Source organism: Paenibacillus sacheonensis (assembly GCF_009909195.1).
Taxonomy (GTDB): Bacteria; Bacillota; Bacilli; order Paenibacillales; family Paenibacillaceae; genus Paenibacillus_Z; species Paenibacillus_Z sacheonensis.
Genome location: NZ_JAAAMU010000009.1, coordinates 64,791 through 76,860 on the forward strand (window position 1 = coordinate 64,791; position 12,070 = coordinate 76,860).

Annotated in this window: 9 protein-coding genes; 2 read left to right on the forward strand and 7 right to left on the reverse strand. The window is 59.5% G+C overall.

Annotation, left to right across the window (positions count from 1 at the left end; all coding sequences use genetic code 11):
- Positions 1-123: 123 nt before the first annotated feature.
- From GT003_RS17960 to GT003_RS17985, 6 genes are all read right to left on the reverse strand, one after another.
- Positions 124-870, reverse strand: a complete 747-nt coding sequence (locus tag GT003_RS17960; protein ID WP_161700579.1) for a MerR family transcriptional regulator — start codon at positions 868-870, stop codon at positions 124-126.
- 228 nt (positions 871-1,098) lie between these two features.
- Entirely contained in the window at positions 1,099-1,479 is a 381-nt protein-coding gene (locus tag GT003_RS17965) for a VOC family protein (RefSeq protein ID WP_161700302.1), read from the reverse strand.
- A gap of 57 nt (positions 1,480-1,536) precedes the next feature.
- Positions 1,537-3,276 (reverse strand): methyl-accepting chemotaxis protein, encoded by a 1,740-nt coding sequence (locus GT003_RS17970; protein ID WP_161700304.1) that lies wholly within the window; start codon positions 3,274-3,276, stop codon positions 1,537-1,539.
- Positions 3,277-3,632: 356 nt separating this feature from the next.
- Positions 3,633-4,829 carry a WD40/YVTN/BNR-like repeat-containing protein gene (locus tag GT003_RS17975; RefSeq protein ID WP_161700306.1) on the reverse strand — a complete coding sequence of 399 codons (1,197 nt, stop codon included), beginning with the start codon at positions 4,827-4,829 and terminating at the stop codon, positions 3,633-3,635.
- Between the two features lie 537 nt (positions 4,830-5,366).
- Positions 5,367-6,380: a phytanoyl-CoA dioxygenase family protein gene (locus GT003_RS17980; protein WP_161700308.1), complete on the reverse strand. Its 1,014-nt coding sequence runs from the start codon at positions 6,378-6,380 to the stop codon at positions 5,367-5,369.
- 58 nt (positions 6,381-6,438) lie between these two features.
- The gene (locus GT003_RS17985) at positions 6,439-7,365 is read right to left on the reverse strand and encodes an AraC family transcriptional regulator (protein WP_161700310.1); all 927 of its coding nucleotides are present in this window, start codon (positions 7,363-7,365) and stop codon (positions 6,439-6,441) included.
- Positions 7,366-7,625: 260 nt separating this feature from the next.
- Here GT003_RS17985 and GT003_RS17990 point away from each other — a divergent pair, with 260 nt between their 5' ends.
- Positions 7,626-7,874 carry a hypothetical protein gene (locus tag GT003_RS17990; RefSeq protein ID WP_161700312.1) on the forward strand — a complete coding sequence of 83 codons (249 nt, stop codon included), beginning with the start codon at positions 7,626-7,628 and terminating at the stop codon, positions 7,872-7,874.
- A 190-nt stretch (positions 7,875-8,064) separates the two neighbouring features.
- On the opposite strand, the gene GT003_RS17995 is transcribed toward GT003_RS17990, so the two are convergent.
- Positions 8,065-8,610, reverse strand: a complete 546-nt coding sequence (locus tag GT003_RS17995) for a hypothetical protein (RefSeq protein ID WP_420831462.1) — start codon at positions 8,608-8,610, stop codon at positions 8,065-8,067.
- Positions 8,611-8,964: 354 nt separating this feature from the next.
- On the opposite strand from GT003_RS17995, the gene GT003_RS18000 reads away from it, so the two are divergent.
- On the forward strand, positions 8,965-11,865 hold the full coding sequence (locus GT003_RS18000) for an Ig-like domain-containing protein (RefSeq protein ID WP_161700316.1): 2,901 nt from the start codon (positions 8,965-8,967) through the stop codon (positions 11,863-11,865).
- Positions 11,866-12,070 lie beyond the last annotated feature (205 nt).

The following is a 12,070-nucleotide window of genomic DNA, read 5'->3' on the forward strand; positions in this document are numbered from 1 at the left end:
CACTATTCGTACTAGCCGCTTAATTGTATACGTCATAAACAGTATAGCATAGTCGTTCATGCCGGAACAACGGCGCCTCGGGCGAGGACCCGGGCTAGACGTTAGGCCATACCCATAGCCCTCTCAGCTACCCGCCGCATAAGACGCCGCGCAGGCGTGAAGATAATACGCCAGTCCGGTCTGTTGACTCTCCAGCATCTGCAGATGAAATTCGTCCTCCAGGAAGAACCGCGTCTGCGCGGCAAATTCATCCGGAGCAGCTGCGTGCCCATGCGCTTGCATGAATGCCAGATGGCCGCCGATCAGCTCCCGCACCCGCGGATCGCGATGCTTCGCGCCGGAACGAAGCAGCTCCGCCATCTCGGACATGAAACGCGCCGCCTCCTGCGCTTGTTCGTTCAACGCTGCCGGTTCGGGCAACGATTCGGTCAGCTCCACGCCGTAGTTCGCCTTCAGGTAATCCCGCTGCTCCGCCAGCGCCGCTTTCCATTCCGCCTCGCTCCCGAACCCTTCGAACATGTCGCTCACTTGCATCACTTCGCCTCTCCTCGTGGATTCCAAGGTGTTCGACAACGTGCGGATCACCGTCTCCAGCCGCTGCTTGCGCCCCAGCAGCAGCATGCGCTGACGGCGCAGCACCGTATCGGAGTCGCGCTCCTCCGCCAGCAGCTCCTTAATTTGCGCCAGCGGAAAATCGAGCGTCTTGTAGAACAAGATTCGCTGCAGCCGCTCAAGCTCTTTCATCCCGTAATATCTGTAGCCCGCTTCGCTGATCTCGCCGGGCGGCAGCAGGCCGAGCTTGTGATAATGATGCAGCGTCTTGATCGTAACCCCGGACAGCGCCGACAGTTCTTTGACCGAATATCGCATCACGTTGCCGCTCCTTTCAATCCGTACTCTACAGCCTCCCCTAAGAGGAGAGTCAACACGCTTTCTTAGAGAGCAGACGATAGCCGATCGCGGCGACGAAAAAAGCCGAGCGTCCCGCCAGGGGATGCTCGACCTTAGATGCCGTGCCTATAGCCGGCCGCCTGCCTGGCTGCCCATTCGCGCTATCCGCCGCTTGCTTCCGCGCCGCGTACGCCTTGCCGGCGGCGATCACCGCGCGGCATTCAATTCGATCACGTTGCGGTCGGGATCCAGCAGAAAAATCTGCGCGAAGCCCGTAATGCTGTTCCGGTTGTCCCGATGCTCGATGCCGCATCGGTCCAGCCAAGCAATCGTCTCGTCGAAGTCGGCTACGCGGATCGCGAAGTGCCCGTCGCGGGTATCGATGCCGCCGCTTCTCGCCGTCTCGCCTGGATGCACGATCAAGTGCAATTGCTGCCCGCCGCTGCCGATTCCGTACCAGGCGCCGGGAAAGTCGAACGCCGGCCGTTCGATTTCCCGCAATCCGATAACCGATTCATAGAAGCGCTTGGCCCGGTCTAGATCCGTAACGATCAAGCTCGCATGATGAATACCTTCGTGGCGAATCATCGTGAATGTGCACCGCCCTTTTTTGGCCTTATTATACCATGACGGGCGCGGCGCGGCTTACACTTTTACTTTGGAGATCGTATCGGAGAGCTCCACGGCGATCGCGCTGAGCGTCTGCGCGGCAGCCGTGATCTCCTGGACGGAGGCGAGCTGCTCTTCCGTCGTGGCCGCCACCGATTGCGTCGATTCCGTCGCTTGCTTCGCGACGGCGCTCATGTCGTGCACCGATGCCGATACCTGCTCGGAGCCGGCCGCCATCTGCTGCGAGGATGCCGCGACTTCCTGTACCATCTCCGACACATGGCCGGCTGCCATGGCGATTCGCCGGAACGACTCCTCGGCATCTGCAACCGCCTGCAATCCCAGACGCACCTCGGCTAGACTCCGGTCCATCGTCCGTACGGCCTTCAGCGTATCTTCTTGGATAAGGGCGATCACTTCCGCGATGTTCTGCACGGACTCCGCGGATTGCTCCGACAGCTTCCTGACCTCGCCCGCGACGACGGCGAAGCCGCGGCCGTGCTCGCCTGCGCGCGCCGCTTCGATGGAGGCGTTCAGCGCCAGCAGATTCGTCTGGGAAGCGATGCCCCCGATCAGCTCGACGATGTCGCCGATTTGTCCGGAATGGGATTCCAGCAGCTTGATTTCCGATCCCGTTTGTTCCACGGAACGACTGATGGCATCCATTTTCTCCATGGCCGAGGCGATGGCTTGATTGCCGCGTTCCGCGAGCTGGCCGGACTGCTGCGTCAATTCGGATACGGCGGAGGACGTCTCCGCGATCCGCTGAATCCCCGCTGCCATTTCCTCCATCGCCCTGCTCGTCTCGACCGCGCTGTGGAGCTGGCTGCCCGAGCCGTCGGCCATCGCCTGCGCGGCTTCCGCGACATGCTTCGTGGCTTCCGCATTCTGCTCGGAGCTGGCCAAGAGCTCCTCCGACGAAGCCGCTACCGTCTGGGAGGCTTGGGATACGCGGACGATCAGGCTCTTCAAGCTCGCCGTCATGACGTTAAGCGACTGAATCAGGGCACCGATCTCGTCCTTCCGCTTGGTCGCCATGGCCGGCGCGGTCAGATCGCCTTCGGAGACGGCGCGCAGCGCCAGCGATACCTGCTTGATCGGTCTCGAGATCAGCCTGTTCAGCAGCACGGCGAGCGAGATCGCGATAATAAGCGCCGCCGCCATCACCCAGAACGACGATGCTCTCGCGCCATCGTAAATGTCCCGGCTTTCCTTGACGGCCCCTACCGCGCCATCGTGATTAAACCCGACGAGCCGGTTCATATCCTCCTGCATGTCGTCGAATATTTTCTCCGATTGCGCCATGAGCGATCGGACCTCGCTCCCCTTGCCGTTGGCGCCTTGAATCAGATCGATTTGCTTGCCGAGCGCGGCGGCTTGCTCGAATACGATCTTGAACTGCTTCCAATGGCGCTGGAGTTCCTCCGCGACGGCTTTGTCTTCGGCGTTCGCGTACGTGGCCGCGTACGTCGTCCACTTGTCGTCGACGACTTTAAGCGTGTCGTCGGCCTCCTTCCGGAAAGCTTGCTTTTGCGACTGGTCCGCGTCCGTCATGATCTTGAACTGCAGCGTCAGCATGTGCTCCGTCAAATAGTTCAGGTGATTCGCGATCTCGACGCCGGTCATCCAATTGGTCGTGATCTCGTCCGACTTGCCCGCCATCCGCTCCTCCGACCTCAGGGACGCGATACCCAAGAACCCGATTAGAACAATAAGCAGCAAAAAGGATAAAAACAACTTTCTTCCGACGCTGAACAAGATAAAGCCCGATTTCAAATCTACGTCACTCCTCCGATTCAGTTACCTTTTTTATCGACATTTTTCGACTATTTATTAGCCTTTCTGACATCGCAACTAAGGACGCGGCAAGAGAAATTTCGCCGTCCGCAGCATCCGGGCAGCCAGCCGCTAGGCGCAACGGCCTCGTGCAGTTGGTGGGCGAAGCCGTCCGGCAGCCAAGCTGGAAGGAACCGCGCCGGAAGAATCGGGGACGTTCCGATTGGCTCGGCGGAAGCTGTCGGCGGACGCCATGACAAAAAGCCTTCGAAACTGCGGAAATGCCGCGGCCTCGAAGGCTCCTTTTGCTTGAAGAACGAGTTTCTATTGCAAGCGATTACAGGCGAATGGCCCCGTTATTGCGAAGCCGGCAGCGAGAATACTTTCTTCCACGTCTTCCCGCTGTCCGCCGTCTTGTAGACGGCAGGCCGCTCGAAGCTCGTGACGGCCAGATACCCGGACTTCGCCGAAGGGAACGACAGCTTGCCGTCATATCCTGGCGCCGCGCCCGGCAGATTGGACCACGTCTTGCCGTCGTCCAGGGAACGGCCGAACTGAAGCGCGTCGAGCGCCCCGCTCCCCGCGATGAGGAAAGCGGCTTGGCGTCCCACGACCGCCATATCCGTCGGTCTGCCCGCTGGACCGGCCAGCTTGCCGCTTGGCACGACCGGTCCCGGCGCCGGACCGCCGCCGGCCGTAGGACGCGAGATGACCTGCTTCCAGTGCGCGCCGGCATCCGCCGTATGGTAGACGGAATACGACGTCTGCGACATGCCGGATTCCCCGTACAGGAGCACCCACACATCGGCGCTGTCCGTACCGTGGATCATCCCTCCGAAGTTCGACGCCGTCTTCACCTTCAGCGAATCGCTCCACGTCTTGCCGCCGTCAAGCGTGCGCTTCACTTCATAGCCGCCCGTCGCAAGAACGACGATCGCCCAGCCCTTCTGCTCCGTCATGAAATGCGCGTAGCGCGTATTCGGCGGCGTCGGCAGCTTGCTCCAGCTCTTGCCGCCGTTCGTCGTCTTGTACGTGAAGGCCCGCGTATACCCGAAGCCCGTCTGCTCGTTCAAAAACTGAATACGGTCGTACGGGTGCTGCCCCGTCGGTATCCACGTATAGCTCGCGCCGCCGTCCGTCGTCTTCAGCAGCGTGTTCGGCTTGCCGTAAGCGACCTGGGCCAAGACGTAGCCTTTGGAATTGCTCAGAAAATTCATCTGGGTAAAATTGAGCTTGCCCGTGTTATAAATGGACTGCCAGTGGCAGCCGGCATCGGAAGTTCCGATCATGAACCCGTTCCCGGCAGCGCGGCCGATATTCGTGCTCAAGAACTGAATCGACCCCAGGTAAGGGTCCGATGTGTCCTTCATCGCCTTCAAGGCCAAACCGTGATTATCCGTGCGGCAGGCCGCCGCTGCGTTCGGCGCGCTCCCTGCCGCGGCCGCAGAAGCCGCCGATTCCGTGCCGAAGCCCGACAGCGCTGCCGATGCCAGCAGCGCGGAGAGCGCAAAGCCGGACATTTTCTTCCTTATCATCGTCATCACCTCGTTCATGTATTACCCTCGTCCAGCGCTTCTCTATCTTCTTTCTCCGACGTTCGGCCAAACCGCGAGGTTGCATAACGACCGCGCGCCTCGGAAAATTCCGCCATCCTCTAGCTTCTCCCCATCCTTGAATTGTATGTTCCGATAGAATGAATTAGAGGCGGATGATCGCAGGTCCTATCCGGCCCCGCTCATCCGCCTCTGCTTATTGAGAATTCCATTACGGAAATAAAATTTGCATATTCTTACACAACCATTCACTATTCTCCGCCAACATCATGCGAGAATTCATCGTCCATGCCGATAGCCCATGCTTTATTGGTTATCACCGCTCTATCGGACGTTCACGAAGTCCATATCCGTGAATAATACGGAATCGCATTCCTCTCAGCCTTACCCTTCTCCCTCTTGTTCCGCATTCCGAATTTTCATATTCGCAACCCCATGCTTACCGATAAACACCGCACGCGCGACGACAGAACTTCCTTTCTCGCCGCTCCAAGCAGGCTGCAATAAAAACCCGCGGCCAGCAATCGCATGCTCGCCTTACTCGCCGCCCTTGCGCACTGCGACAGGCATCATCATGCCGTTGTCCATGCCCATCATTGTCACCGGCGCGGCCTCGGAGTCTCCGTCCTCGTTTAGCTGCACGGGCGTGCCGAAGATCGGCGACGCATACGGCATATGCGTCCGGCCGCGCGCCAGGATTTGCTTGTAATTGCCGGCATCGCCCTCGTACCCGTCGTGATCCCAAGGGATATACGAGCGAGCGTTGCAATAGTGCAGGACGCAGGAGCGCCGGTAGCGGTCCTTGGAAGCGTTGGCGTGAGAGCGGTGAAACAGATGCGAATGGAAGAACAGCACGTCTCCCGGCTGCAGCGGCACCGGAATCGGGGGCGGATAGTTCTCCGCGGCCACCTTGGACAGCGTGTTGATCTCGTCGTCGGGATGGCTGACGTTATGCACGTAATCCAGGTCGGCGAACGCTTCCTGGGCGTGAACCCGGCCGCCGCCGACCTCCTTCGGCGGATAAACCGGCTCGTTATGGGAGCCCGGCACGATCCATAGGCATCCGTTCTCCTCGTCCACCGGTTCCAGCGCCACCCAAGCTCCCAGCAGCGTATCGGGATGCGTCTTGATGTAGCAGGAATCTTGGTGCCAGCCTTGGCCGCCCATGCCCGGCGGATTCATGAAGAACATGTCCTGCAGCGCGTAAACGTCCGGACCGACCAGCGCCTCGGCCACGTCCAGGATGCGCGGGTTCAGCAGCGTCCGCTCGGCGACGGGCTCCGTCCGCGAAAGCATGTGCACGCGCACCTGCTCGTCGAACATGACCGTCAGGTAATCCGGCTCGCCGTCCTGCTTCGGCATCGCCTCGGCGCGGCGGCGGCTCTCGATGCGCTTCTCCTCCGTGTACGCGTAGATCTCTTCGAGCGCTTCGCCGGCGAGCAGCCCCCGGATGATAACATAGCCTTCCTTATGATAGAAAGCATAGTCTTTCACGCTGACCAAATATTTGTCCTCGCGCCAATTCGAGCGCGGATAATAGGCGTTGCCCATGCCGATCGTCCCCTTTGCATCCGTCTGCCTTCATTGTGCGCTTCCGGACGCCCCGCGCTCAATGCCGGGAAACGGACGATCGGTGAATGTTTTTGATCTCCTCGTTCACGATGACGTAGCGGTTCAGCGGATAAGGGGTATCGGGATCCGCGGCGGCGGAAGCGGTGTTGCGGAAGAGCGGATCCTGGCACTTGGCGATATAGGCGGTCGCCGTATACCCCCTTGCGGCTTTATAAGCGCGGGAGAAATGATGCACGTCCGCGAAGCCGAGCTCGTACGCGATCTCTTTGATCGCCAGCCGCCCCTCCAGCATGAGCTGCTCCGCGCGCGCGACCCGCCGCTCCATGAGCGCCCGCTTCGGGGACATGCCGACGCAGGCGGCGAAGACGCGGGTAAAGTGCGCATGCGACCAGCCCGACCGGCGGGCGATCGCCTCCACCGTGACGCCCTCGCCCAGATGGTCGTCCATGTAGGCCAGCGCCCGGACGATCGGAAGCGGCAGCATGCCGGCTTCCCGCGCGTCGGCCGCCGGTCCGGCGGCGGCATGGCACAGCTCCTCCAGCAGCGCCGCGAGCAAAGCTGCCATGCGCGCTTCCCAGCGCGGGCCCTGTTCATTCGCAACGGCAAGCAGCCGCTTCATCGCGGCCTCGCCGAACCGATCCGCGCCGATGGGCAGCCAATCCGCCCGCAGAAGCGGTGCCATCGGGCCGTCAGGCTCCTCGAACGATGCCCAGTCGAAGTGGACGAACGCATGCCGCACGTGTTTGACCGGATCGAAACGGTAGCGATGGCGCTCCCCGGGCCGCGTGAAGACGAAGCCCGGCCGGTCGAGCGTATAGGCACGGCCCCGCGTCTCGTAAACCGTATCCGAGCCGCCTTGGAAATAAACCAGCTCGTAATCGGTAATCGCGCGCGGACCGAGCGTAAGGCCAGCCCGGACGAGCAGGTCTCCGGCCAAGTGGATATACGGCCACTCCGAATGCATGCTGCCACTCCCTTTCCTACGATGCTCAAACGTCGTTCAACCCCGCAGCCGATGTTCGGCGTCGTTATTTCGATTAAACCACACCTGCGTCTCCCGCTGCTATCGATCTTTCGTTTGCGTCACCGGCAGACCAGACCTCCCCCTCTTTCCGACGCTTGCATCGCGATTCCAAACGCTGACAATTCGTTAACGCGGATCATACACGCCGTTAATCTTCGGCCCTTATACTGAGAACAACCTTCGACCAGGAGATGATAATTATGCCGGCTTCCTCAAGCATCGCCTATACCCCGCGCATCAGCGACAGCGACACGATGACCAACAAGCTGATCTATCAAGTGAGGCAAAATCAACTTTCCCCCGCCGAAATGGACCGCCTGCAAAATCGCAGCGCCCGCGAGCTTCACGCCCTCCGCCGCGAGCTGAACGAGCTGTTGAACGAGCTTCGCGCCATAGCAGAGCGCGGCGCCCCGGTACGGCAAGACGTCCCGCGCCGAACGGCCGCCTAACGCCAGCTCTCCCCTTCTTCCCCTCTTTTCCTTCCTCCCTTTCGCGTCCGCATGATCAACCCATCGTTCCGCAACAAAAAACCGGCTTCCGCTGCGACTCATGTCTAGGCAGAAGGCCGGTTTTGTTGCGCTTATTCACAGGAAGACGAACACCTTTCACTCCAATTCGCTTATCGCCGCTCCGATGGAGTTACGTCTCGTCCGCCAGATCCCAGCGATGCCGATACTTCTCCAGCTTCGGATGCAGGCGCTCCGGCGCGGACGCCAGCAGCAGGCGCAGCTTGACGATCCATTCCTCGAAAGAGGAGAACGACGCGAAGAGGTTCGCCGTCTCCGGGGTCAAGTACAGAAACAACGGCGAAGGATAGACCTCCGCCAAATGCCGGAGTGCCGCTTCCATCGGCGTATACTTCTTCCTTTTCCCCTCCAATCCCTCGACGGCGACCGGAATCGACCCGCGGCCGCGCTCTTCCTCGTAGCTGCGTTTCCAGTCATGCAGGCGGTCCAGCCGTTTATGATACGGAAGCACGGGCTCCTTCGTCATGCGCCGCACCGTCTCTTCATGCAGCGGATACAGCACCAGCTTGGCGAAGCCGCGCTTCTCCGCCGTCGCCGCGGCAAGCGCCAGCGCCTTGTCCTCCATATGCTGAAACGTATCGTAGACGACCATCGTTCCTTTGCGACTGTTAGCCGGCGGCTCGTAGCCGAACGGAACGGAACCGGCGATTCGGTTCACTGCGCATTCCTCCTCGTACTCCATCGTTTATATGCAGTATACCCATTAATCGCCGCCGATTGAAATGCTCCATGAAAACAGGCCCGTAATGCGGATAAATCGGCGCGTTTGCCCTGTCGCCGGATAAGCGGCATGACGAATACGACAAAGTTGGATACAAAGTAATTGAAAGTAGCGGAATTCGACCTATTCATTTCGCCGACAAAAAATGCTAATTTTATACATATTCAGACAGAAGCTTGCTGCAAGGAGGTGGATTTCTACTAGCTGCCAGCAGTGAAATCATAATATCGAATCCGCGAGAGTCGCGGTTTTTTTGTGCGAATTTCGCCTCTGCGAAAGGAAGGACATGACATGCAAAGAAGAATTATGCTCGTGCTTACGGCGCTGCTCGTTCTAGGACCCTGGCTTTGGGGGATGCCCTCGCCGGTCCAGGCGGCCGCTTATTCGTTTGCCGGCGGGGGAGACGGGACGCCATCGAATCCCTATATCGTGCTGACCGCGGAGGATATGGACCATGTCCGGGACAATAAGACGGCAAGCTACAAGCTTCAGGCAGATATCGATCTGACCGCTTACAGCGCATGGCAGCCGATCGGAACAGACTACGGCGATTCGTTCAGCGGTAATTTCGACGGAGCCGATTATACGATTCGCGGGCTGACCATCCAATCGTCCTTGACCTATATCGGACTATTCGGTTATATCGATGGCTCGGGAACGCTCGAACACGTACGGCTGGAGGATGCGGATGTTACTTCAACCAACGTGAACGCCCAGGCAGGCACGCTTGTCGGCGTCACAGCGTATTTGAACACCATTGACCATTGTTCAGCAACGGGCACGATAAGCGGCGGCAGTTATGTTGCCGGCGGCTTGGTCGGTCAATTATCGCAGGGCACGCTTACGAACAGCGACGCTCACGTCCGGCTGGATGTTACCAGTCAATACGCAGGCGGGCTCGTCGGATATTTTCAATCCGGAACGATCGACAGCAGCCTGGCAACCGGTGATGTATCTAACGCCTTAAATTATGGAACTGTAGGAGGGCTTGTCGCCTACAACCAAAATGATACGATCGCGAACAGTTATTCGACCGGCCGCGTGACCGGTGCGGCGAGCAGCCATGTCGGCGGACTGCTGGGCGAATTAGGCTCTGGAGACGTTAGGAATAGTTTCGCTGCGGGCACCGTGAATCCAGCCGGGGCCGGCGGTTCCATCGGCGGACTGATCGGTGACAAAGATATGTTATTTCCAGGCGCCATAAGTGATTCGTATTGGAATCTAAGCGACAATCCCGCGCTGCGGACGATCGGTTCCGAAGCCGGTATGGACGGGGCCGTCACTTCGGACGCCATGAAGCAATGGGGAACCTACTCCGGCTGGGATCCAACGGTCTGGGGCATTCGGGAAGGGATCGGTTATCCGTATTTGCTTGCCTTCTATCCAATCGTAAGCGCAGACCCGCTCCCGCCATCGACGGTGTATTCCAATGAGCCGGGCGGTAATCAGCTTGAAATTTCCGGTTCCATGCGCGACGGCAGCATCGGGGAGCCATTGGAAGTAAGCTATTCCATCGCGAATGCTGTGAACGTTACCATAACACAGGATGTATATGCCGCCGATGCCACAGGCGGGAACCAATCGTTCCGCTTTCCGGTCACGCTCGAAAAGAGCAGTTATACAACGGGGACTTACACGATACGGCTCTCCGTAAAGGATACCGTATCCAGCCATGAGAAGACGCAATCCTTCACCTTCGATGTCGAGGATGCGAAGGCTCCGGCCGCGCCTGACGTCGCCAGTCCCGATGAAGGCCAATCGATGAGCGACGCAACGCCGACCGTCAGCGGCATGGCGGAGGCGAACTCCACGGTAACGATCGTTCTGGACGGCGCCGATGCAGGTACGACGACGGCTGCGAGCGGCGGAGGCTGGACATGGACGCCGGGCACCGCGCTTGCCGACGGCACGCACACGGTGAGCACGCGGGCTACGGATGCCGCAGGCAATACGAGCTCCGCATCCGCGGCCATCACATTCACCGTTGATCAGACGCTGCCGGGCGTACCCGTCATTACCGCTCCGGCTGCCGGAGAGTCGACGACCGATACCACGCCAACCGTCAGCGGCACGGCGGAGGGGAATACCGCGGTAACCGTTATCCTAGACGGAACCGATTCTGGAACGACGACGGCAGAGGCCGATGGCGATTGGACGTTGACGCCGGGCACCGCGTTGGCCGAAGGCGCGCACACCGTAAGCGCTAGGACGAAGGATGCCGTTGGCAACATGAGCGCCGCATCCGTTCCCGTATCGTTTACGATTCGCAGGGAAACGGCAAGCGCTCCGGGCGGTTATTTATCCGGGAATGCCGATCTTAGGTCGCTTACGGCGAAGGCCGATGGTCAAGAGCTTGCGTTAACGCCGACGTTCGCCGCTGGAACAACCGATTATAAGGCTGATACGTCCGAAGAACGAATCGTGGTCCAAGCTGCTGCAGCCGATGCGAACGCCGCCGTAACCATTCAAGGCGAAGCTTCAAGCGGCGACAAAACGGTACGTCTTGCCGAAGGCGACAACAAGATCGAGATTGCCGTGAAAGCAGCGAATGGCACGGTCCGAACGTATACGCTGAACGTCCGCCGTTCGATCGTCATCGTTGATCCGAACCCTCCGACATGCACGTTTACCGACATAACCGGCCATTGGGCGGAAACCCAAATCTGCGAAGCGGTGGTCAACGGGGTGGTGCAAGGCGATTCATCGGCTTTCTTCCGGCCGAACGAGAAAATTACCCGCGCCGAATTTACGGTGATGCTGCTCCGCGCGCTCGGGACAGCACCCGTAACGGATAAGGATACGCCTGCGCTGTCATTCGGCGACCGTGCAAAAATTCCGGATTGGGCAAAAGAAACGATCGCCGCAGCCGTAAACAACGGCATCGTCAAAGGCTATGCGGACGGTGCATTCCGGCCCAATCAGACGGTGAGCCGTACGGAGATGGCCGCGATGATTGCAAGGGCGATGAATTGGCAGACCGGCGTCGCTCAGCAAACCTCCTTTGCCGACAATGCCGGCATTCCGGCTTGGGCACGAGGCTTCATTCACTCGGCTGCCCTGCATGGCGTGCTCGAAGGCCGGGAAGGCAATCGATTCATGCCGGGCGAACAAGCGACGAGAGCGGAAGCAACGGTCGCGCTTCTCCGGTTATGGAAGCTGACCCCCGACAACGGGAAGAACGACGGCTTCTAGGATGCTCCTTTACGTAATGAAGAAGCCGAACGGCCCTAGCGTAGCGGCGGTTCGGCTTCGAAATGGCGAGAGAATCAACTATCGCGAAACACTATTAGGCTGCAGGCTTGCCCCATGCTAGCCTGCAAGTCATGCTATCCAAGAAATGCAAGCCATGCTAGCCATTAAGCTGCAAACCATGCAAGATAGCGATGGCACGTCATGT

Excerpts from the sequence above, each read along its gene's own strand:
- GT003_RS18000 (WP_161700316.1), top strand. The coding sequence starts at position 8,965 with ATGCAAAGAAGAATTATGCTCGTGCTTACGGCGCTGCTCGTTCTAGGA.
- GT003_RS17975 (WP_161700306.1), bottom strand. The coding sequence starts at position 4,829 with ATGAACGAGGTGATGACGATGATAAGGAAGAAAATGTCCGGCTTTGCG.
- GT003_RS17980 (WP_161700308.1), bottom strand. The coding sequence starts at position 6,380 with ATGGGCAACGCCTATTATCCGCGCTCGAATTGGCGCGAGGACAAATAT.
- GT003_RS17960 (WP_161700579.1), bottom strand. The coding sequence starts at position 870 with ATGCGATATTCGGTCAAAGAACTGTCGGCGCTGTCCGGGGTTACGATC.
- GT003_RS17985 (WP_161700310.1), bottom strand. The coding sequence starts at position 7,365 with ATGCATTCGGAGTGGCCGTATATCCACTTGGCCGGAGACCTGCTCGTC.
- GT003_RS17965 (WP_161700302.1), bottom strand. The coding sequence starts at position 1,479 with ATGATTCGCCACGAAGGTATTCATCATGCGAGCTTGATCGTTACGGAT.
- GT003_RS17990 (WP_161700312.1), top strand. The coding sequence starts at position 7,626 with ATGCCGGCTTCCTCAAGCATCGCCTATACCCCGCGCATCAGCGACAGC.